The sequence below is a fragment of the Waltera sp. genome, from assembly GCF_046969025.1.
GTDB lineage: Bacteria > Bacillota > Clostridia > Lachnospirales > Lachnospiraceae > Acetatifactor > Acetatifactor acetigignens.
The window spans coordinates 107531-131346 of record NZ_JBKVQF010000010.1; the positions used below are offsets into that span (position 1 = coordinate 107531).

A 23816-nucleotide genomic window follows, 5' to 3' on the forward strand; every position below is an offset into this window, starting at 1 on the left:
AGAGGGGAGTACAGATATGGCAGATAAAGAATTCACACTTCGTATCATAACCCCGGAAAGAGTATTCTATGAGGGAATTGTGGATATGGTAGAATTCAATACCACGGAAGGACAGATTGGTGTCCTTCCGGGCCACATTCCCCTGACGGTGATCGTGAAGCCGGGTATCCTGCATATTACGGAGAAGGACGGAGAGAAGGAAGCAGCATTGCATTCCGGATTCGCCGAGATCCTTCCCGAAGGAGTTACCATTCTGGCAGAGATTATCGAATGGCCGAATGAGATCGATGAAAACCGTGCGGAGGCAGCATTGCACCGTGCGGAAGAGAGACTGCGCAGCAAGACGCCGGAGACGGATATTGCCAGGGCAGAGACGGCATTGCAGAGAGCAATGGCGAGAATTCAGGTGCTGCGATAAGCTTCGCAGCACCTCTTTTTTCTTTTACGCATATGCTATAAAAAAGCATGAGGCATTTGGATATGGTATCAAGGCCTTTTTTTATGACACTTCCGGGCTATCCGGGGAGAATGGATGAAAACGAGATCTTAAATGATCTGGAATATCTGCAGCAGACCTATCCCGGAGAAGTCAGACGCTGTCAGCGCAGGATTGCGGAAATATTGGACAAATACGACTATGAAGGAAGCATGATCTATGATGAATATCCGGACCGCCTGAGTCTGTTCCGGATAGCGGATACGATCAGCACGATCCTGGAACAGGAAGCGGAAAAAGTATCAAATGATCTGATCCATGTGTTGGTGTGCAATGAGATCTACAAAAGGAGACACGGTGGACGACGGGGAATGATTGCGTTCTTATAGGAAAGCGTGCTATAATATGCGCAAAACATTTGAAAAACAGGATAAACCATGGAAGAACTGAAAATACTTTTACAGAAAATTTTGAATAAAGATCTGCAGCAGATCATCCTGAGCAACAGCCGTCATCCGGAACAGACCCAGAAGGTAAAGATCCGCCCGGTGCTGATCCGGGAGGAACTGTTGTTCCAGGAGACTGCTTACAGAGGAACTCAGGTGTTTCACGAGAATTTTACAGCAGAACAGCTGACGGACCGGATCTGCACCGCCTTACAGGAGCAGTTCCGGCAGGGAGAATTCTCAGCGAAGACCCTGCAGGCCACCGCTCTGGTCAGCAAAAAAGGCAAGCTGACACTGAAGGTGAAAAACAGTGGCAAGTCACCGCGGACGGAGGGGGCGGCTGCTTCTGAAGAGGAGGAACTGCAGGCACTGGCTCACAACCGTACCAAGCATTATATTTTAGAGGAAGGAAAACCGGTGGATTTCCTGGTAGGACTGGGCGTGCAGACCCCGGACGGCCGGGTGACCAGGGCGAGATTTGATAAATTCCGTCAGATCAACCGGTATCTGGAATTTATCGAGGATGTGATCGATGAACTGCCGAAAGACCGTACCATCCGCATTATTGATTTTGGCTGCGGCAAATCCTATCTTACCTTTGCAATGTACTATTATCTGCATGAATTACAGCATAGAGATATCCAGGTGACCGGACTGGATCTGAAGACCGATGTGATAAAACACTGCAATGAACTGGCGGAAAAGCTGGGGTATGACAGATTAAAGTTCGAGAGGGGAGACATCAGTACCTACGAGGGCACAGATGTGGCGGACATGGTGGTGACCCTGCATGCCTGTGACCTTGCCACAGATTATGCGTTAGACAAGGCGGTAAAATGGGGGGCCAGAGTCATTCTGGCGGTTCCCTGTTGTCAGCATGAACTGAACCGGCAGATAAAATGTGATCCTTTAAAACCAGTGTTAAAATACGGCATCATCAAGGAGCGCGTGGCTGCACTGCTCACCGATGCTCTGAGAGCAAATCTGCTGGAACAACAGGGCTATGAGACCCAGATCCTGGAATTCATCGATATGGAACATACCCCGAAGAATCTGTTGATCCGGGCAGTGAAAAAGAACGGTATGCGCCCGAAGAAAAGCGCAGATATCGGTACTGTGGAGGAACTGCTCCATGTGGCACCGACACTGGAAAAATTGCTGAATAATGAATGAGTGAAGAATCAAGAATGAAGAAAACGATCATTAGAATTGCCGTGTGTGTTGTAGTATTTCTGGCATCAGCACTGATCATCGGCAGCATTATGAATCAGGGACATAACAATATGACCATGGAGATGGCTCCGGCCACTCTGCCTATGATCACCATGGAAAGCGGCGGTGTGGCATGCAATGAACTGCACGGAAATACCGTGGAGATGGATGTGGCTTACCAGAAGGACTGCATTACTCTGCTGGGGGAGGGCAGACAGGCGAATTTCACCGTGGATACGTTCGGAAGAGAAATTACGGGGATCTCGACAGAGGTTCGCAGCATCGACGGCAGCCGGCTGATCGAGAACAGTGAAGTCACCGGATGGAAGGCAAATGGGAAAAGCTTTTCCGTTTCCCTTACGTTAAAAGACCTGATCGACACGAATACACAATACAGTCTGACCCTGATCCTGGAACTGGAAGGGGAACAGAAGGTATATTATTATACGACTATTTTATGGAATGATGATGTGCATATTTCGGAAATCCTGGAATTTGCGACAGATTTCCACGGAAAATTATACGACAAGGAAGTGGCCAAGGAACTGACGAAATATCTGGAACCGAATTCCAAGCTGACAGATAACGGCACTTTTCATAAAGTGAATATTCACAGCAGCTTTCAGCAGATCACCTGGGGCAGTCTGGAACCGGTCCAGGAGGACGCGGCTTCCATCCGGCTGACACAGATCAGTGGGAATGTGGCCTCTCTGCTGATGGATTTTGTGGTATCCACCGGAGAGGGCAAAAATAAGATCTACTACAATGTCGAAGAGTATTACAGAGTCAGATATACTTCGGAGAGAATGTATCTGCTGGATTATGAGCGTACCATGACACAGATCCCGGATACTACCCGGATGTATGCCAATGACAAGATCCTTCTGGGAATCACGGATGAAAATGTGGATATGATGGAGAGCGCGGATGGCAATACCGTGGTGTTCTCCGATATGGGGCAGTTACTCAGCTATAATGCGGCTACCAACGGACTGACAGTGATCTTCTCCTTCTATGATAAAGATAATGCCGACCGGCGGACTCTGTATGACAATCATGGCATCAAGATTCTGGATGTAGACGAGGGCGGTAATGTGAAATTTGCCGTGTATGGTTACATGAATCGCGGAAGACATGAGGGAGAGACCGGCATTCAGATCATCAGCTATGACAATTCGCTGAATACGATCGAGGAAGAAGTCTATATCCCATATTCCAAGAGCTATGCGGTGCTGAAGGATGAGATGGAACAGCTGCTGTACCGGAACAGACAGCAACATGTATATTTTTTCCTGGAAAACGGTGTCTATGATGTGGATCTGGAGAATCGCAGCGCTGAACAGCTGGTAAGTATAAGACAGGATGACAGCCTTCAGGTATCGGAGAACCATGAGATCATCGTATGGCAGGAAGGGGATGACATCAACCACAGCAACCAGCTGAATGTCCGGAATCTGAATACCGGAGAACAGACAGTGATCCGGGCGGAGGACGGTGAGGCTATCCGGCCGCTTGGCTTCATGGGAGAAGATATTATCTACGGCGTGGCCAGGGAGAGCGACATCCGGACAGAGAATTCCGGACAGATCTTTTACCCCATGTATAAGGTCTGCATCAGCAATTCTTCCGGAGATAATCTGAAGGAATACGGACAGGATGGCATCTACATCGTGGATTGCGCCATCGAGGGCAATCAGATCACCCTGTCGAGAATACAGCGTTCTGAGAACGGCAGCTATCAGGAGATCCTGGATGACCAGATCATGAACAATGTGGAAGAAGAGCCGGGACAGAATAAAGTAGTCACAGCGGATATTGATATTTATGAGAGATATGTGCAGATACAGACCAAGACAACCATTGATACCAGGACTATCAAGGTGCTGAATCCGAAGGAGGTCGTATTTGAGGGCGGAAGAGAACTGACACTGGATGCGGTCAGCGAAGTTTCCAGATATTATGTATACAATGCTTATGGGGTACAGGGCATTTACAGTGCTCCCGGGAAAGCGGTGAAGGAAGCCTACGATTCCGCCGGGGTTGTTGCGAACGACCGAGGCATTACGGTATGGCTGAAGGGCAATCGTGTCAGCAGAAACCAGATCATGGCAATCAAGGAAGAAAGTGTCACGGACCAGAAGAACAGCCTGACGGTATGTCTGGACAATATCCTGCGGCATGCCGGAATCACCCGCAACACCGAATATGACCTGGCGCAGGGTAAGACGGCCATACAGATTCTGGAAGAAAATATGACAGGCGTACAGGTACTGGATCTGAGCGGCTGTAGTCTGGATGCGGTACTGTATTATGTGAATCAGGATATTCCGGTACTGGCGATCCTGGAGGACGGGGAAGCGGTGCTGGTGACCGGATTTAATGAATTCAATGTGGTCATTATGGAACCTTCCACCGGAAAGCTGTATAAGAAAGGAATGAACGATGCCACAGCGTGGTTTGCTGAGAATGGCAATCATTTCATCACATACATGAGAACAGAGAATTAAATAGCTTATGATGTCGGGGGCAAAAGCCCCCGACTTTGATGCCTGCGGATTGTTCCGTGCTACGCACTCCCACAATCCCACCCGATATGAGCAAGCTCATGTGGGCTTAGACCTTTTGACCCTGGCATCATAACTTATTTCTGTACGTCAAAAATGTATTTGCGATATTTCTGCAGCACGGTGCGAAGCAGCATGCCCAGGATGCCGCAGGAGATCACTTCCCCGATGCCTACGGTCAGCATGAAATAAGGAATACCACCTTCTAAATGATACACATAAGCCAGCACGAAAGGAACGATAATGGTGTTGGCAATGATGGGAGGCAGGGGAGCCAGCCATTTGTTCCTATCCCGCAGCAGGTAAGTGCCAAATGCACCAATCAGCGTTGCCAGGCTGCCGAAGATAATGTCGAGCAGCATGCAGCCGGTCATGGTATTGCTGATGATACATCCCAGGAAAAGTCCCGGTATGGCAGCAGGGGTAAATACGGGAAGAATCGTCAGGGCTTCCGAGAAGCGGACCTGAATGGCATAATTTGCCAGTCCCAGAGCGTTGGCTAACATGGTCAGCACAACATAGAGAGCAGCAATCACCGCTCCGTGTACGAGGTACAGTACTTTCTTGTTCATTTGTTTTCTCCTTTAGTTTTTATTTACGTGTGGAAGGTCCCGAACACACGAATGGATTTCCGAAAAGCCTTGATTTCAGGGCATTTCAGCCTTACCAGTATACCAGTATTCCGGAAAAAGTCAAGCCCGGGTACAAGGATTTTTGTAAATGGTGAATTTTATTGACGAAATCAAAAGAGAGTGTTAGGATAATAAAAGAAAAGAGTGCTACCGTACAGCAACGGTTCACCTAAGTTAATAGTTACTTATCAAAAAAGCAACTCAATCCTGGCGAGGGCGGTTGCTTTTTTGATGTTTATGTTTCCGTGCAGTCTGTACGATACTGATAAGCGTTACGATGATACTGATGATCGTAACAACAATACCGACAATGCCTACCACTGTTTCCAGCATCTTATGTACCTTTCAATAGATTTCCCATCTGTATCACCTCCAATAATACTGGAAGCTCTCAAAATGTCATCATTTTGGCGAAAGGTGAACCGCTTACCGTTTTGGTAACACTCCACTATTATTATAAAATACAATGCCGGGAATAGATACTTTAGATTCGGAAAATAAGTAACGAAATATGCCATGCGGAAATTGGCTGTTTTCCCGAAAATAAAATTTGTGCAAAATAACCAATAGTTGCATTTTCTGCGTAAAAATGCGAAAATATAAGTTAACGCATTGATTGCAAGAAAGTAAGGAGAAAGCTATGTATATTATCGCAGGGCTGGGAAATCCAGGCAAAGAATATGAAAATACCAGACATAATATCGGGTTTGATGTCATAGACAGATTAGCAGAGGAAGAAAATATCGCCGTCATGGAGAGTAAGCATAAGGCACTGATCGGCAAAGGCTACGTGGCAGGGCAGAAGGTGATCCTGGCGAAGCCCCAGACCTTCATGAACTTAAGCGGAGAGAGCATCCGGGAGATCGTGGACTATTACAAGGTGGATGATACCACGGAATTGATCGTGATCTCCGATGATATCAGCCTGGATGTGGGACAGATCCGCATCCGCAAAAAGGGCAGCGCCGGTGGCCATAACGGCCTCAAGAATATCATCAAAATGTTAGGGCATGATACTTTTATCCGCGTGCGTATGGGCGTGGGAGAGAAGCCGAAGACCTTCGATCTGGCAGACTACGTGTTGGGACATTTTCCGGCGGAGGAACGAAGCATCATGGACGAAGCGGCGAAGACCGCAGCAGAAGCTATCCGTATGATCATCACTGAGAATGCGGATACAGCCATGAACCATTTTAACAGTAAGAAAGCGTAACGGTTGTATAGTAAGAGGAAAAAGCGATGCAGGCACTGATTGCGCCACTGAAAGAACTGGCGGAATATGATGAGATCCGGAAAGTGACCAGACAGGGAAAAGGAACCGTAGCTCTGTCCGGCTGTGTGGACTCCCAGAAACTTCATATGATCTACGGACTCAGCGATGGCCTGAAATACAAGGTCATCGTTACTTATAGTGACTTAAAGGCCAAAGAGATCTACGAGGAATACCGCTTTTATGACAGAAATGTCATGCTATATCCGGCGAAGGACCTGATCTTTTTCCAGGCGGATATCCACGGCAATCAGCTGGTGCAGGAGCGGATCAAGACCCTGCGCAGAGTCGTGGAGGGTAAGCCGGTCACCATTGTTACCACCTATGCGGCACTGATGACACCGCAGGTATTGTGGGAGGAGAAAGACATCATCCGCACCGAGCGGGGCGGCAGTCTGGACGAGAGCAAACTGGCATCCAGACTGGTGGCTATGGGATATGAGAAAGCCTATCAGGTGGAAAGCCCGGGGCAGTTCTCCATCCGTGGCGGCATTGTGGATATCTTTGATCTGACGGAGGAAAACCCCTATCGTATCGAACTGTGGGGAGATGAGGTGGAGTCCATCCGCAGCTTCGACATCCTGAGCCAGCGTTCCATTGAGAAGCTGGAGAGCATCACTGTCTACCCGGCGACGGAGTTCGTGTTGTCTGAGGAGCAGATCCGCAAGGGAATCAGTAAGCTTGAAAAAGAAGCAGACAAACAGGAAAAAATCTTCCGGGATGCCCACCAGCCGGAGGAAGCCCACAGGATCGCCACACAGGTCAGCGAATTGAAAGAGCAGCTGCTGGAGTTCCAGAGTAAGATCAATCTGGAAGGCTACATCCGTTATTTTTATGAAAATACGGTAACCATGCCGGAACTGCTAGCGGATATGGCGGGGCGTTCTCTGGTCTTCTATATCGACGAACCGGCGAGGGTGAAAGAGCAGGCGGACGCCATTGAACTGGAATTCCGGGAGAGCATGGAGCAGCGTGCGAGAAAAGGCTATGTGCTGCCGGGACAGATGAATATTCTCTACAGCGGAGAGCAGGTGGCGGCCACATTGGAGAAAAATGCCGTGGTGACGCTGGCTACCATGGAGACCAAGTACGGATATTTTAGGACGGAAATGCATGTGGATATTGCTGCCCGCAACATCGCCCCTTATAACAACAGCTTTGAAGCACTGGTCAAGGATCTGAAAAAATATAAAAAGAACGGCTACCGGGTGCTGCTGTTGTCCGGTTCCCGTACCAGAGCCAGACGTCTGGCGGAGGATCTGCGGAACACAGAGGATGCCGGACTGACGGCAGTATACACGGAAGACCCCATGCGGGAGGTACAGCCCGGGGAGATCCTGACCTATTACGGTCATGTCAATAAGGGCTTTGAATACCCCTGGCTGAAATTCGTGGTGCTGTCCGAGAGTGATATTTTCGGAGCGGAGAAGCGTAAGAAAAAGAAGAAAAAGCTCTATCAGGGGCAGAAGATCAATGATTTCAACGACCTGAAGATCGGGGATTATGTGGTACATGAGACCCACGGACTGGGCATCTATAAGGGCATCGAGAAGGTAGAGGTAGACAAGGTCGTCAAGGATTACCTCAAGATCGAATACCGGGACGGCGGCAACCTGTACATTCTGGCCACCGGGCTGGATGTGATCCAGAAGTATGCCTCCGCCGATGCGGCGAAGAAGCCGAAGCTGAACAAACTGGGCGGTAAGGAATGGGAGCACACCAAGACGAAGGTGCGCAGCGCCGTCAGCGCCGTGGCGAAGGATCTGGTGGAATTATACGCTGTCCGACAGCAGAGCGAGGGCTATGCTTTTGGAAAAGATACGGTGTGGCAGCGGGAGTTCGAGGAAATGTTCCCCTTTGAAGAGACAGAGGATCAGCTGAATGCCATCGCGGACACCAAGGCGGATATGGAAAGCCATCGGATCATGGACCGCCTGATCTGCGGAGATGTGGGCTACGGCAAGACCGAGATCGCCATTCGGGCCGCTTTCAAGGCTGTGCAGGAGGGAAAACAGGTAGTCTATCTGGTGCCCACCACCATTCTGGCACAGCAGCATTACAACACCTTTGTGCAGAGAATGAAGGATTTTCCCATCAACATCGCATTGATGAGTCGTTTCCGTACGCCATCGGAGATCAAAAAGACGGTGAAGGATCTAGAAAAGGGCATGGTGGATATCGTGATCGGTACCCACAGAGTATTATCTGCGGATGTGAAGTTCAAGGATCTGGGTCTGCTGATCATTGACGAGGAACAGCGTTTCGGTGTGGCCCATAAGGAGAAGATCAAGAAATTAAAAGAAAACGTGGACGTGCTGACCCTGACGGCAACCCCCATTCCCCGGACACTGCATATGAGCCTGATCGGTATCCGGGATATGAGCGTGCTGGAGGAGGCCCCCAATGACCGACTGCCGATCCAGACTTTTGTCTGCGAATACAATGACGAACTGGTGAGAGAGGCCATTGTCCGGGAAATGGCCCGGGGCGGACAGATCTACTATGTCTACAACCGGGTGAACAATATTGCGGATATCGCAGCACAGATCGCAAAGCTTGTGCCGGAAGCCAACGTGGCATACGCCCATGGACAGATGAAGGAACATGAGCTGGAGCGGATCATGTTTGATTTCATTAACGGAGAGATCGATGTGCTGGTGTCCACCACTATTATAGAAACCGGACTGGATATCTCCAATGTAAACACCATGATCATTCATGACTCGGACAATCTGGGCCTGTCCCAGCTGTATCAGCTCAGAGGCCGTGTGGGTCGTTCCAACCGGAATGCCTATGCTTTTCTGATGTACAAGCGGGATAAGATGTTAAAAGAAGTGGCGGAAAAGCGGCTGGCGGCCATCAAGGAATTTACGGATCTGGGCAGCGGCTTCAAGATCGCCATGCGTGATCTGGAGATCCGCGGCGCCGGTAATCTGCTGGGATTAAGTCAGCACGGACATATGGAGGCCGTGGGATATGACCTGTACTGCAAGATGCTGAACGAAGCGGTGCAGAACCTGAAGGGCATTCATACGGCAGTGGATTTCGCTACGGTGATCGATCTGGATGTGGATGCTTACATTCCGGCGGAATACATTGTCAACGAGACACAGAAGCTGGATATTTACAAACGGATCGCCGGCATCGAGACGATAAAAGAGCGGGATGAAATGAAGGATGAACTGTTAGACCGCTTCGGCAACATCCCCAAGGCAGTGGACAATCTGCTGCGGATCGCCCTCATCCGTATGGCGGCCCACAGTCTGGACATGACGGAGATCAAGGGCAAGAACGAACGCATTACCTTCAACTTCCGGCCGGATGCGAAGATCGATCCCCGCAAGATTCCGGATTTCCTGAAAAAGCATAAGGATGAATTAAGTTTTACCGCTTACGGCAATCCGTTTTTTACCTATAAGTATAAAAAGACGGGACTGGTGGAGACCGATGCGGAGCTTTTGATGGGCAGAACCGAGGAATTATTGGAAGAAATGAAAGAATTGGTGCTGGAAACAGAGCCGGTTCAGAATAATTAAGAGAGTTTTATGGGACTTTAAAAATGATACCTTCTTATCAGAACAGGGAACGAAAGGATTCTGATAAGGAGGTATTTTTTATGAAAGGATATGTGACTGCCTGCGGATATATGGGATATGTGGAGAATGAATATATCTTATTTGCCAGCGAGGATGACTATTTTGAATATGTGGATTCGTTAAATTTTTAATTAATGTCCAGTGTCTTTACCGAGGCCGTGCATATGTGATATAGTACAAATGTAAAGAAAAAATGTAAGGGGTTTCAACGCTGCACTGTAAGGAGTAACGGTGAAATTCTGATAAAGCATTTGGCAAAATATGCAGATGGGAGTTTATATTATGGAACTGACTGAGAAGAAGGAATTTGACCTGCTCTCCCTGGGAGAGATCATGCTGAGATTATCACCGCCCGACAATGAGCGTATTACCAGAGGCGACAGCTTCAGCAAGCAGGCAGGAGGCGCAGAACTGAATGCCATTACCGGTGCGGCAATGCTGGGATTGCGCTGCGGTATCATTTCCAAGCTTCCGGCCAATGACCTGGGTGTATATATCAAGAACCGTGTACGTCTCTGCGGTGTCAGCGATGACTATCTGGTATACGATGATGACAAGGATGCCAGATTGGGCGTGTACTACTATGAGAATGGTGCTTACCCCAGAAAGCCCCGTATTGTATATGACCGTAAGAATACCTCCATCAACAAGCTGACCGTTGATGACTATGATGACAAGATATACAGCGATACCCGCTGCTTCCATACCAGCGGCATCACACTGGCTCTCAGCCCGGAGCTGAGAGCTACCGCTGTTGAGATGATCAAGCGCTTTAAAGCACAGGGGGCCATCATCTCCTTCGATGTGAACTTCCGTGGGAACTTGTGGACCGGCGCCGAGGCGAAGGAATGTATCGAATCCATTCTGCCTTATGTGGACATCTTCTTCTGCTCCGAGGACACGGCGCGTTTGACCTTCCTGAAGGAAGGCGATGCCAAGAGCATTATGAAGAGCTTCACGGAGGAGTATCCAATCTCCATCGTGGCATCCACACAGCGTATTGTACATAGCCCGAAGCGTCATACCTTCGGCTCCATTATCTACAGTGCCAAGGATGATACCTATTATGAGGAGGCACCTTACACCGATATCGAAGTCGTAGACCGCATCGGAAGCGGTGACGCTTATATCTCCGGTGTCCTGTACGGACTGTTGGCACATCCCGGTGAGTATCAGAGAGCACTGGAATACGGCAATGCTATCAGCGCACTTAAGAACACCATCCCCGGTGACCTGCTGTGCACCGACTTAAAGGAGATCCAGGGGATCATCAAGGAGCACAAGTCCACCGGACGTATTGCGGAGATGGACCGCTAAAGCATTTCCCCTTCTTATCTGATCGAACAAATAGAAAACACAAAGCTCTGCCATGTTAATTTAAGTGCATGGCAGGGCTTTTTCTGTTTATTTTTAACAAAATTGAGCCTAAAATATATTAAAAAGTCTGCTATACAAGATTAAATTAGTTTGATATACTAAAGACTGATATATTACTAAAAGCAGGATATTATCAGACGGAAGATTCGAGAAACGGAAGGGAGACAGCAGCTTGGAAAAGGAAGATCGTATCCGGCAGAAAGAGCAACGGAAAGAACTGTCTCCTGCCGAGAAATGGCAGTATTTTATAGATTATTACCTGTGGATCACCATAGGTGTGGCAGCGGGGATTGCTGTTGTTATTTTCCTGATCGTACATTTTGCCACCAAGACCAGTTTCATTATGGGTGTCATGGCGGTGAATACGGACGGGGAACAGATCGAGGCCACCAGCTCGGATTATTTTACGGATTTCCTGCGGGAGCACGGTGTGACTTCCAAACGGGATGTGGTCAACTTAAACTATACGATCTGGATCGATCCCAACTCGGATTCCGATGTGGATTCCACGAATCTCAGCACGATCCAGGTATTGTTCATGACCCGGTCGGTGGATGTGTTTTTTTCTGACGAAGAGTTTTTGAAGCTCATGGGAGGCACGGATTATCTGGCGGATTTAAGGGATTATCTGCCTAAGGAACTATTGGACAGATATGAAGATCAGCAGATCATGGTGTTAAATACCATGACGGGAGAAACGATTGTGGCGGGAATCTGGCTTGAGAACAACGAATGGGTAAGGAAGACCGGATGGTATCAGGAGACCGCAGCCGTGGGGCTGGCGGATGGCATGAAGAATCCGGAGTTGGCAGTGGCACTGTTGGAGGAGATCCTACAGTAGTTCCGTCACGGCTGCCTGCGCCTGCGGCAGATGATGCGCTGTGGGAACGTGGATGACAGAGCACGATGGGAACAGGAAGGCATGGAGTATAAAGAGGGAATGGATAACATGGACGCAAATGAAAATGACAGAAAACATTATCGGGGAATCAAAAAGCAGACGGACAATCCGTTTTTGAACCTGTATCACATTGATGCCCTGGGACGGGACGGAACGCCGTTTCATTATTATTTTGCGTCCCGAAATGATGAAAACAATATCAAACACAAGACCCACAGTATGCGCCCCGAGGGCATGGCGGTCTACGCAGTGACAGAGGACGGAGAGAAACTGGTGCTGGTGCGTCAGTATCGGTATCCCGTGAATGATTATCTGTATGAATTGCCGGCGGGACTGATCGAGCCGGAGGAGACTGCTTCGGAAGCCGCCTGCCGGGAAATGATCGAAGAGACCGGCTGGAGGCTGGAGGTCTACGAAGGCGGAGAACCGGCTTTCCGAAGAGGATTTTTCCTGGCACAGGGGCTGACAGACGAGAGCGGCAGCATGATCTTCGGAACCGTGACAGAGAATGTGGGACAGCAGATGGAAAATACCGAGGATATTCAGGTGATCCTGGCAGACAGACAGGAAGTACTTTGTATCCTGCGGGAAGAACGGGTGTCCATGCGCTGTGGACTGATGCTGATGCAGTTTTTGAAGACAGAACCGGAAGCACCGTTTGCTTTTTTATATTTGTGACAGAACCCTTGGGCGATTTATTATTCGGAAATGCCCGGAAGAACCGATATTGTGAAAACGGCTATTGGTTATTAATTTTTATAAAGGAAGAGGTAAATTATGGCAATCAGATACATCGAACAGGACAGAACCTTCTGGTTGGACACGGAACACACCAGCTATCTTCTAGCAATTGTAGATCAGGAGAATTTTGTGGGACACGTATATTACGGTCAGAAATTGCAGTATACCGAGAATACACCGGCACCGGTATATTTGCTGCGTACGGGAGAAGCACCCTTCGTTCCGTCACAGAATAACAGAGAGCGTGTGTCATTTCTGGATTCTTTCCCCATGGAATATCCGGGAAACGGTCTGGGAGATTACAGAGAAAGCGCCATTTCCGTGCGGACAGCACAGGGACATGTAGGAGTGCAGTTACAGTATGTCTCTCATGAGATCGTAAAGGAGAAGCCGGCACTGCCGGGACTTCCTTCCACATTTCCGGGGGATGAGGACTGCGATACCCTGATCCTACATCTGGCGGATCCGGTCATCGGTCTGGCTGCAGACCTGATCTATACTACATTTGAAGAGGAAGATGTGATCACCCGCAGTGTGATCCTGAAAAATACGGCAGGGCAGCCTATTTATGTGACAAAAGTTATGTCTGCCTGCCTGGATCTGGACTGCACGGATGAAAAGTATGACATCCTTACCTTGCACGGTTCCTGGGGGAGAGAACGTCAGATGGAGAGGAGAAGCCTGATGCATGGTAAGCAGAGCGTTGGGTCTGTCAGAGGAGAATCCTCCCACCAGGAGCATCCGTTTATTGCATTGCTGTCAGAAAATGCGACGCAGGATACAGGTGAAGTCTACGGCATGCATTTTGTATATTCCGGTAATTTCCTGGCACAGGCAGAGCTGTCACAGTTCGACTCCATCCGTATGACTATGGGGATCCATCCGGAGAATTTTGTATGGAAGCTGGAGCAGGGAGAAAGCTTTGCTGCGCCCGAAGTAGTAATGACTTATTCTTCAGAGGGGCTTAGCGGTATGACACATCATTATCATGATATGTACCGCGAGCATCTGATCCGTGGAGAATACCGGGATAAAAAGCGTCCGATTCTGATCAATAACTGGGAAGCTACCTATTTTGATTTTAACACGGAAAAACTACTGAAGATCGCAGAACAGGCATCAAAGCTCGGCATTGAGATGCTGGTCATGGATGACGGCTGGTTCGGACACCGTAACGATGACAGTACCAGCTTAGGTGACTGGAAGGTCAATGAGCAGAAACTGCCGGGGGGCTTAAAATCTCTGGTGGAGCAGGTCAATGCACTGGGAATGAAGTTTGGTATCTGGTTTGAGCCGGAGATGATCTCCCCGGATTCGGAGCTGTACAGAGAGCATCCCGACTGGGCCATCGCCATTCCGGGACGGGCAGGCAGCTTATGCAGGAACCAGTATGTGCTGGATCTGTCCCGAAAGGAAGTCAGAGATCATGCCTTTGAAAGCGTGGCGGCAGTGTTGCACAGTGCCAATATTGAATATGTGAAATGGGACATGAACAGGCAGCTGTCGGATCTGGGAAGCGTGGAACTGCCCGCAGACCGTCAGGGAGAGCTCTATCACAGATATGTGCTGGGTGTGTATGAACTGCAGGACAGACTGCTGCAGGAATTCCCGCATCTGCTTCTGGAGAACTGCTCCGGCGGCGGAGCGAGATTTGATCCGGGTATGTTATATTACAGCCCGCAGATCTGGTGCTCCGATGACATGGATGCCATTGAGCGATTGAAAATTCAGGAGGGCACGATGTTATTGTATCCGCTGTCCACCATGGGCGCCCATGTATCGGACTGCCCCAACCATACGGTGGGAAGAGTGACTCCTTTTGAGACCAGAGGTCATGTGGCACTGGCAGGCACCTTCGGCTATGAACTGGACATTACGAAGATCCCGGAGAAGGACAGACAGCAGATTCCAGCACAGACCGCCATGTATCACAAATACAACGACCTGATCCGCAGAGGAGATTATTCCCGGATTGCATCATTTTTGGAAAACGGTAATTATGACTGCTATCAGGTGACATCCAAGGATCAGAAAGAAGCGTTGGTAACCTATGTACAGGTACTTTCCCGACCGAACTTCCACAGCAGGAGAGTACGTCTGAAAGGCCTGGCACCGGAGAAACAGTATCGCATCGAGGAGACCGGGGAAATCTTTGGCGGCGACGTGCTGATGCAGGCAGGACTGCTGGTGACACCTCTGTGGGGAGACTACCGCAGTAAGCTGATCCATCTGACCGAGGTGTAAAATTAAGGCAGTGACATGCCTTGACAAACGATTTTTAGAAATCTAATATGGAAGTATAATTGACGATTTATCGGGAAATGTGTAGAAAAATAGCGATAAGGAGTACAAAATTATGGCAAAAGCAGTAAAATTAGCAGATATCGCAGAGAGAGTTGGAGTCAGCACAGTAACAGTGTCCAAGGCACTGTCCGGACAAAAAGGCGTCAGCGAGGAAGTCCGGGAGAAGATCCGCAGCATTGCGGAGGAACTGGGTTATCAGCAGCCGTCAGCGGCAAGAAAAAGTCAGAACCAGAAGAGCTACAATATCGGTATTCTGATCTCTGAGAGATTCCTTGATAAATATGAATCATTTTACTGGCAGATGTACCAGGCGGTAGCTACCAGAGCCACGGCAAAGGAATGCTTTACCATGCTGGAGGTCATCGGAATGTCAGAGGAAGAGAACGGCAGAATGCCGAAGCTGGTACAGGAACGCAAGGTGGATGGCATTATCGTTATCGGTAAGATGATGGATACTTACCTGCAGCATCTGAATACAGAAGCCGGGATCCCGGTGATCTATCTGGACTATTATAACGGAAGGGAAGCCAGCGATTCCGTTATTTCCAACAGTTATTACGGAACCTATGAACTGACCTACTATCTGTATCGGATGGGACATCACAAAATTGCTTATGTGGGAACCCTGCTTGCTACCGAGAGTATTACGGACCGGTATTTTGGTTATCAGAAGGCTCTTTTGGAGCTGGGACTGGAGCAGAAAAAGGAATGGGTCGTGGACGATCGGCACATTGAGACAGGTAAGATCGATACGGTGAATATGTTGCAGCTTCCCAAGGATATGCCTACCGCATTCGTATGCAACTGCGATCTGACTGCGAGCTTTCTGATCAAGAAACTGAGAGAGAACGGATATCGTGTGCCGGAGGACATCTCTGTGGTCGGCTTTGATAACTACCTGTATCCGGGGCTCAGTGACATCCATATCACGACGTATGAAGTAGATATGGGAGAGATGGCGAGAAGAGCCATTCATAATATGATCAAGAAGATCACCAGTGATAATTATAAGTCCGGAGTTACCGTGGTGGAAGGCCGACTGGTACTGAAGGACAGTGTGTCTCACGTATAGACTGCGGTGCATTCTGCCTGTAGACGAAGGGTGTGACACCGGTGTGCTTTTTGAACAGGTGGATGAAATGATTGGTATTGTCGATGCCTACCATAGCCCCCACCTCGTGAATCGGATTATCCGTAGATAGGAGCAGTGATTTTGCTGCTTCTATTTTTTTCCCCTGAAGATATTGCAGCGGGGAAGTATGGAATGTAGCGGAGAATTCCCGACACAGACGGTAGCGGCTGATGCCCAAAGTCTGCTCAAAGTATTCCAAAGAGTGATTTTCAGCATAGTTTTCTTCAAAATCCGCTTTCATGGACAGCAGATAAGCAGGAATGGGCTTCACATCCCGGGAGACGGACAGGGCGGACAGCATCAGTTCTGCGAACATGTCGGTCAGTTCTCGGTGAAGCTGTATCTGCTCTGCAGGAGTCGGGGTGAATGAAAATTTGGTCAGCTGCTGCATGCGCTGTGAGACACAGGAACCGATGGGAATCGGATAACAACAGGTAAAATTAGCTTCAAATATGTTATAATAAGAAGAAAGTTCCCTTCCGCTTAAGAAAAACATCTGAAAGCGCCACTTTCCCTGCAGCAGTCGGAGGGAGAAGCCCTGACTGCAATCTAAGAACAACAGATGCTCGTGATCCAGGACCACCTCACTGTCCCGGGTGGTAAGGAGAGCACTACCCTCTAAGGTGTAGAGCAGCAGATAAGAAGGAAATGGGTTCCATTCATAATAAAAGGGATCTGACAGGCGGAATTCTCCACCGGCCAGAGGCAGTAAAAAGCCTTTTTCTTCCAGGGATACTTTGTAGATCTGTCCCAGGAGGATCTCCGGGGAACGTTGTCCCTCCACACCGGAGGAAGTGTGCTTCAATGCATTGAGAAAAGTGGTGGAAATGTTCATACAAAAACCTTGCCTTTCCGCGATCTTCAAACTTCGGCTGCTTTAGCAGCTTGTGCAGGAACAAAACTTCATGTGAAAAATTTATTTTTCACACTAGAAACATGCTTTTTGAAAAAAATAATTAAGCTTAAATACATTATAAGCCATTATTTAAGTTGTTTCAATGACAAAGGATGCAAAGAAAACAAAATTAGTTAATTAAATCAGCTAATTTAACTCAAATTAATTACTTTAATTGTATAATATGTACAAAATATAGGCATAGAACTTGTGAAAATAGAAGATAATAACGAAAATAGCAAGAATAAGAGATTAAAAACAAGAATAGTTGATGATTAATTAATATGATTATGTATAATTAAATTAAGTTACAAAACAGTAAACGCTATCAAATGTAACAAAAAACAAGGAGGCTAAATCCTCTCCTCGTCAGAGGACTCGGATTTTCCTTCGGAAAACTAGGAGGATTTCTTATGAAGATGAAAAAGTTTTTAGCTCTTTCCACAGCATCAGTCATGGCACTGTCTATGGCAGCATGTGGAAGCACAGACAACGGTGCTGCTGAAAGCAGTGCAAGTAGTACCCCTGCAACCGCAGAAGCTTCTACGGAAGCAGGAACCGCAGAGGCAGAGGTAACCGGTCTGAATTATGCAAACATTTCTTTGGGTGAGGATTACACAGACATTACTACAACCATTAAGGTTCTGACCAACCGTACCGACCTGTTAGAGGACGGCGCAGCAGTTCCTTTCCAGACTTACATTGATGCATTCAACGAGATGTATCCCAACATCACTGTTGATATTGAAGGTATCACCGACTATGCAAGTGATACGCTGCTTCGTCTGCAGGGCGGTGACTGGGGCGATGTTATGTTTATCCCCGCAGTTGACAAGGCTGACTTAAGCACATACTTCCTTCCTCTTGGAACTACTACCGAGATGGACGGACAGCTTAACTACTACAACCAGATGTACGAAGGCACTGTATACGGTGTTCCTTACACCGCAGGTGTTAGCGGTGGTATCGTATATAACAAGGCAGTATTCGAAGCAGCAGGAATCACCGAGATGCCTAAGACTCCCGAGGATTTCATCGCAGCATTAAAGCAGATCAAAGAGTATGACAGCTCTATCATTCCTATGTACACCAACTACGCAGCAGGCTGGGCAATGGGCGGCCAGTGGGATCCCGCTATCAGCGGCAGTGCTACCGGAGACAGCACTTATATGAACCAGAAGTTACTGCACACAGCCAATCCTTTTGCTGATCCCGGCGACGGAACAGGCGCTTACAACGTATACAAAGTAATGTACGATGCAGTTGCTGAAGGCCTTACCGAGGAAGACTACTCCACCACGGACTGGGAAGGTTGTAAGGGTATGATCAACAATGGTCAGATCGCTTGCATGGTTCTTGGCTCCTGGGCAGTTCCTCAGATGAAGGAAGCCGGTGACAACGCTGACGACATCGCTTATATGCCTTTCCCTATTACCCTGACCAGCGGTAAGCAGGCAGCATCTGTAGGCCCTGACTACAGCTTTGGTATCAATGCCAGCACCACCGAAGACAATCAGGCAGCAGCTCTGTGCTTCGTTAAGTTCATGACAGAAGAATCCGGATTCTCCTATGACTGTGGCGGACTTCCCGTTGCTATCAAGGATACCAGATTACCGGATTTCTATGCAGCATTCAAGGGTATCGACTTCGTAGTGGATGAGCCTGCGATCGAAGGCGAAGAGGATCTGTTAAACGAGCTGAACGCTGAAAGTGGTCTTAACATCAACAACAACGGTGAGACCAAGATGCAGGAGCTGGTAGAGTGTGCAGCAGATGGTTCCAAGACCTATGATGAGATCATCGACGAGTGGAACGAAGAGTGGACTTCCGCACAGGAGAGCTGTGGTGTAGAGATCCAGTAATTAATAGGTAACTAATTTAATCTTCTGAAGTGAGAGGGAACCATTTATCCGGTTCCCTCTTATCTAAGAGAGAAGGGTATGGAGGTATTTCGATGAGTGCAGAGACAATGAAGAAAACAAAAAAACCCTTCAGCATGAAAAAATGGGTAAAGGGCAGGAACGGACAACAGACCATCGTCATACTGTCCTTCATGATCATTCCCCTGCTTTTGCTGTTCGTGTTCACCTATCTTCCTTTTGGAGAGATGGTAAAATTCAGTTTTTATAAAATGAAATATGCTACCCCGGTAGACAAAAGACAGTTTGTAGGATTTCGGAACTACATCGACGTATTTAAGAAAGATGAATGCTTCAGTGCTTTGAAGCTGAGCCTTTATTACATGGCAGGCGCAATGGTGCAGCTGGTACTTGCGTTGTACCTGGCAACGATCCTTAGCTTTAAGACCAAGTTTGGCAATATGTTCAAGGGATTCATGTTCTTCCCTTATCTGATCAGTGGTATTGCCATTGGATTTATCTTCAAATTCTTCTACACCAGAGGATTTGTATTCGATACAGTATTACAGTGGTGTGTATTTAACTTAGAAAGTCTTCCGTTCTGGCTGAAGGACAAGAGCGTTAACAATATCTCTTTGGTGGCTTCCTCGGTATGGCGTTATTACGGCAACAACATGGTACTCTTCATCGGTGCCATCATGTCCGTGGACTCCGAGATGTACGAGGCAGCAGAGCTGGACGGTGCCAATAAATTCCAACAGTTTATACATATTATCTTACCCAGCATTAAGACCATCGTTACGCTGAACGTGATCCTATCTATCACAGGTTCCCTGAGTGCTTTCGATCCTCCCTACGTTATCACCAAGGGTGGCGGCGGAACCGCAACCTACTTCGTATTGATGGACAAGATCGCACATACCAACCAGCAGGTAGGTCTTGCGTCTGCCATGGCTGTGGTACTGTTACTGATCATTTTTGCAGCAACAATTTTACAAAAGCTTTTCTTCAAACTGGTATTTAGAAGCTCCGATGCGGATAATGAAGAATATACCAGAAGAAAACGTCTCAGAAGAGAGAGAAGATGGAAGAAGGAGGCAGTGTAAGATGGCAAAGATGAAAACCAACCACAAACATTACAGCGCAGGCGCTGTCATCTGGATCGTTATTAAGTATTTCAGCCTGGTATTCTTCTCTTTCGTGGCACTTTTGCCCATTGTATCCTGTGTCATCACAGCATTCAAGACCGACGCAGAATATCAGAGCACCAATGTTATGACCCTGCCGGAAAGCTGGCTGATCTTCCAGAACTTTATTGACGCTTTTAACCGTGCCAACATGGGCAGAGCATATCTGAACTCAGCGATCATCCTGGTATTTGTACTGTTAGGATCCATCCTGGTGGGAACACAGCTTGCTTATGTACTGAACCGATTCAAGTTCCCCGGCAACGGACTGGTCCGCAGTCTGTTCCTGTTTGCAACTCTCCTTCCCGGAATTGCCATGCAGGTCTCTGTATACCAGATCATGAGTAACCTTGGATTTATCAATCATCTGTATGGTTACATCATTATGAGTATGGGTACGGATGTTATCTCCATCTACATCTTCATCCAGTTCATGGAAAATATTTCGGTATCGTTGGATGAATCCGCATTTATTGACGGAGCCTCCTACTTTACCATTTACTGGAAGATCATTCTTCCGCTTCTGAAACCCGCTATCGTGACTTCGATGGTGCTTAAGGGAGTAGGCGTATATAACGAGTATTATTGCGCCAGTCTGTATCTGCAGGACAAGAGGACTCTCGGTGTGGTTGCAACCTCCCTGTATACTTTCACCGGACCTCTTGGAAGCAAATACAATCTGATCTGTGCAGGTGTACTGATGTCTCTGCTGCCTGCATTGATCGTATTCCTGCTCTGTCAGAAACAGATCTACAGTGGAATCACCTCCGGCGCTGTCAAAGGTTAAATTCAAAGGAGAGTGCGGAATATGAAAAATGCGGAAACCATGAAAATGAGAGAAGAGATCAAAAAGCATCTGACCGAAGGAATCATTCCTTTCTGGAAAGGGATGCGGGATGACGAGTTCGGCGGTTATTACGGTTTTCTGGACTACGATCTGAATCTGGATAAAAAAGCAGAAAAAGGCTGTATCCTGAACAGCAGGATCACCTGGTTCTTCTCCAACGCATATACACTGTTGAAGGACGAGAGCCTGTTGGAGGAAGCAAAGCACGGCTACGATTTCCTGAAAGACCATTGTCTGGACAAAGAATATGGCGGTATCTACTGGTCTTTAAACTATGACGGAACCCCGAAGGATACCACAAAACATACCTACAATCAGGCATTCTGCATCTACGCGCTGTCCTCTTACTATGAGGCCAGCGGGGATGCAGAAGCCCTGGAGCTGGCGAAAAAGCTGTTTACTCTGATTGAGACTACGTGTATGGATGAGGTGGGATATCTGGAAGCATTCACCAGAGACTTTAAACCGGAATCCAATGAGAAATTGTCGGAGAACGGTGTCCTGGCAGACAAGACCATGAATACCCTGCTTCATGTTTTTGAAGCTTATACGGAGCTGTACCGGGTATCCGGGGATGAAAAAGTGCGCAGACGCCTTCTGTGGATCATGGATGTGTTCGCTGAGAAAGTTTATAATCCGAAGCTCCACAGACAGGAAGTGTTTTTTGATAAGCATTACAACACCATTCTGGATCTGCATTCCTACGGTCACGACATCGAGACTGCATGGCTGATCGACAGAGGCTGCAAGGTTCTGGATGATCCGGAACTGACGCAGAAGATGTATGCCATCACCGGAGACCTTACCGCACAGATCTATAAGGTGGCATTCGACGGACACTCTCTGGCCAATGAATGTGACAGAGGTGTCGTGAATGTACACAGAGTCTGGTGGGTACAGGCGGAGACCGTGATCGGTTTCTTAAACGACTATGAGAAAGAGCCGGAGAAAACGGAATATCTGGAAGCCGCAGAGAAGGAATGGGCATTTATCCGTGATCATGTGATCGATAAGAGACCCGGTTCCGAATGGTTCTGGGAAGTGGATCCGGAAGGAAATCCCTATCCTGACCGCCCCATTGTGGAGCCTTGGAAATGCCCTTACCATAACGGCAGGATGTGCATGGAGGTCATGAAACGTATTCCAGAATAATTGATTTATTTTAAGAGAGGATACCTAATATGTTAGAGCGTTATTACATAGAAAAAGAGAAGCAGGAGAAGCTGCTTTCCCGGAAAAATGTAAAGTCTGATTTCTACAACGGTATTTATGACCGTTATGAATATCCGGTTCTGACCAGAGAACATATTCCCCTGACCTGGAGATATGATCTCAATCCCAAGACAAACCCCTATTTCATGGAGCGTCTGGGTATCAATGCAGTCATGAATTCCGGAGCGATTGAATTAAACGGTAAGTATTATCTGATAGCCCGTATCGAGGGAAATGACAGAAAGTCCTTCTTCGGCGTGGCGGAGAGTGACAACGGTGTCGATGGATTCCGTTTCTGGGATTATCCCATCTTGTTAGATGACACCTGCCCGGAAGAGACCAATGTCTATGACATGCGTCTCACCAAACATGAAGATGGTTACATCTACGGTGTGTTCTGTTCCGAAAGCAAGGATACTTCCGTAAATGATCTGTCCGCAGCAGTAGCGGCTGCAGGCATTGTAAGAACCAAAGACTTAAAGCACTGGGAGAGACTGGAGAATTTAAAGACCCTTCGTTCTCCCCAGCAGAGAAATGTAGTGCTGCATCCGGAATTCGTGGATGGCAAGTATGCTTTCTACACCAGACCGATGGATGATTTCATCGAGACCGGAAGTGGCGGAGGAATTGGTTTCGGACTGTGTGACGATATCACTCATGCAGTGATCGACGAAGAGCGCATGACCAGTCTGCGTAAATATCACACCATTACCGAGGCCAAAAATGGTGCGGGCGCTACCCCCATCAAAACAGACAGAGGTTGGATACATATCGCACATGGAGTACGTAATACCGCAGCTGGTTTACGTTACGTCATTTATGCTTTTGCAACGGATCTGAAAGATCCTGCAAAAGTGATCGCAGAGCCTTCGGGTCTGCTGATCGGTCCCAGAGGGGAAGAGAGAGTGGGAGATGTTTCAAACGTAGTATTTACCAACGGTGCTATCGCGAATGAGAAGGGGGAAGTCTTTATCTACTACGCATCCAGCGATACCCGCATGCATGTGGCAACTACTACCATAGATAAGCTTGTGGATTATGTATTCAACACCCCTTCCGATCCAGGAAGAAGCGTGGAGTGTGTGGCACAGAGATGTGAACTCATCCGCAGAAATGAAGAGTTCTTAAAACAGGAAGCAAGATAAATAATACAGCCTGCAAATAAAAAGTCAAGGCTAAAATGAAAGAACTTTGAAAATTTTATA

At 47.9% G+C, this 23816-nt stretch carries 19 protein-coding genes; 16 read left to right on the forward strand and 3 right to left on the reverse strand.

Annotated elements, in window-relative coordinates:
- The first annotated feature begins 16 nt into the window (after positions 1-16).
- The 4 genes from atpC (at position 17) to ACLTOH_RS07590 (ending at position 4601) form a co-directional block, all read left to right on the forward strand.
- Positions 17-418 (forward strand): ATP synthase F1 subunit epsilon, encoded by a 402-nt coding sequence (gene atpC / locus ACLTOH_RS07575; protein ID WP_022312603.1) that lies wholly within the window; start codon positions 17-19, stop codon positions 416-418.
- 62 nt (positions 419-480) lie between these two features.
- On the forward strand, positions 481-825 hold the full coding sequence (locus ACLTOH_RS07580; protein WP_412223791.1) for a hypothetical protein: 345 nt from the start codon (positions 481-483) through the stop codon (positions 823-825).
- Between the two features lie 48 nt (positions 826-873).
- Complete coding sequence (locus ACLTOH_RS07585; protein WP_337537146.1) at positions 874-2055, forward strand: SAM-dependent methyltransferase; 1182 nt, start codon at positions 874-876, stop codon at positions 2053-2055.
- Positions 2056-2069: 14 nt separating this feature from the next.
- A complete protein-coding gene (locus ACLTOH_RS07590; RefSeq protein WP_412223792.1) occupies positions 2070-4601 on the forward strand; it encodes a hypothetical protein in 2532 nt (843 codons plus the stop codon).
- 134 nt (positions 4602-4735) lie between these two features.
- Here the strand turns inward: ACLTOH_RS07590 and ACLTOH_RS07595 are convergent, their stop codons facing one another.
- Together ACLTOH_RS07595 and ACLTOH_RS07600 are read right to left on the reverse strand one after the other, a co-directional pair.
- Entirely contained in the window at positions 4736-5230 is a 495-nt protein-coding gene (locus ACLTOH_RS07595; RefSeq protein ID WP_022313604.1) for a QueT transporter family protein, read from the reverse strand.
- Positions 5231-5491: 261 nt separating this feature from the next.
- Positions 5492-5623, reverse strand: a complete 132-nt coding sequence (locus ACLTOH_RS07600) for a hypothetical protein (RefSeq protein WP_255713199.1) — start codon at positions 5621-5623, stop codon at positions 5492-5494.
- Between the two features lie 307 nt (positions 5624-5930).
- Between ACLTOH_RS07600 and pth the strand changes: the two genes are divergently transcribed.
- The 7 genes from pth to ACLTOH_RS07635 all read left to right on the forward strand — a co-directional run bounded on the left by pth (position 5931) and on the right by ACLTOH_RS07635 (position 16551).
- Positions 5931-6503, forward strand: a complete 573-nt coding sequence (gene pth, locus ACLTOH_RS07605; protein ID WP_227062112.1) for an aminoacyl-tRNA hydrolase — start codon at positions 5931-5933, stop codon at positions 6501-6503.
- A gap of 26 nt (positions 6504-6529) precedes the next feature.
- Positions 6530-10096 carry a transcription-repair coupling factor gene (gene mfd / locus ACLTOH_RS07610; RefSeq protein ID WP_412223795.1) on the forward strand — a complete coding sequence of 1189 codons (3567 nt, stop codon included), beginning with the start codon at positions 6530-6532 and terminating at the stop codon, positions 10094-10096.
- A gap of 342 nt (positions 10097-10438) precedes the next feature.
- A complete protein-coding gene (locus ACLTOH_RS07615; RefSeq protein WP_022313609.1) occupies positions 10439-11473 on the forward strand; it encodes a sugar kinase in 1035 nt (344 codons plus the stop codon).
- Positions 11474-11705: 232 nt separating this feature from the next.
- Entirely contained in the window at positions 11706-12374 is a 669-nt protein-coding gene (locus ACLTOH_RS07620) for a hypothetical protein (protein WP_412223797.1), read from the forward strand.
- Between the two features lie 108 nt (positions 12375-12482).
- Positions 12483-13112: an NUDIX hydrolase gene (locus ACLTOH_RS07625; RefSeq protein WP_412223799.1), complete on the forward strand. Its 630-nt coding sequence runs from the start codon at positions 12483-12485 to the stop codon at positions 13110-13112.
- A 99-nt stretch (positions 13113-13211) separates the two neighbouring features.
- Positions 13212-15419 (forward strand): alpha-galactosidase, encoded by a 2208-nt coding sequence (locus ACLTOH_RS07630; RefSeq protein WP_412223800.1) that lies wholly within the window; start codon positions 13212-13214, stop codon positions 15417-15419.
- A gap of 112 nt (positions 15420-15531) precedes the next feature.
- Positions 15532-16551, forward strand: coding sequence for a substrate-binding domain-containing protein (locus ACLTOH_RS07635; protein ID WP_227732812.1), 1020 nt, complete (start codon positions 15532-15534; stop codon positions 16549-16551).
- Here ACLTOH_RS07635 and ACLTOH_RS07640 read toward each other — a convergent pair.
- A complete protein-coding gene (locus ACLTOH_RS07640) occupies positions 16499-17446 on the reverse strand; it encodes a helix-turn-helix domain-containing protein (RefSeq protein ID WP_412223801.1) in 948 nt (315 codons plus the stop codon). The two genes, ACLTOH_RS07635 and ACLTOH_RS07640, sit on opposite strands and share 53 nt — an antisense overlap.
- A 473-nt stretch (positions 17447-17919) precedes the next feature.
- Here ACLTOH_RS07640 and ACLTOH_RS07645 point away from each other — a divergent pair, with 473 nt between their 5' ends.
- The 5 genes from ACLTOH_RS07645 to ACLTOH_RS07665 all read left to right on the forward strand — a co-directional run bounded on the left by ACLTOH_RS07645 (position 17920) and on the right by ACLTOH_RS07665 (position 23756).
- A complete protein-coding gene (locus tag ACLTOH_RS07645) occupies positions 17920-19368 on the forward strand; it encodes an ABC transporter substrate-binding protein (RefSeq protein WP_412223803.1) in 1449 nt (482 codons plus the stop codon).
- A 92-nt stretch (positions 19369-19460) separates the two neighbouring features.
- Entirely contained in the window at positions 19461-20471 is a 1011-nt protein-coding gene (locus ACLTOH_RS07650) for a carbohydrate ABC transporter permease (protein WP_412223806.1), read from the forward strand.
- Position 20472: 1 nt separating this feature from the next.
- Positions 20473-21339, forward strand: a complete 867-nt coding sequence (locus ACLTOH_RS07655; protein ID WP_412223808.1) for a carbohydrate ABC transporter permease — start codon at positions 20473-20475, stop codon at positions 21337-21339.
- A 21-nt stretch (positions 21340-21360) separates the two neighbouring features.
- Positions 21361-22551 carry an AGE family epimerase/isomerase gene (locus ACLTOH_RS07660; RefSeq protein WP_412223810.1) on the forward strand — a complete coding sequence of 397 codons (1191 nt, stop codon included), beginning with the start codon at positions 21361-21363 and terminating at the stop codon, positions 22549-22551.
- Positions 22552-22580: 29 nt separating this feature from the next.
- Positions 22581-23756, forward strand: a complete 1176-nt coding sequence (locus ACLTOH_RS07665; RefSeq protein ID WP_117465748.1) for a glycosidase — start codon at positions 22581-22583, stop codon at positions 23754-23756.
- The last annotated feature ends 60 nt before the right edge of the window (positions 23757-23816 follow it).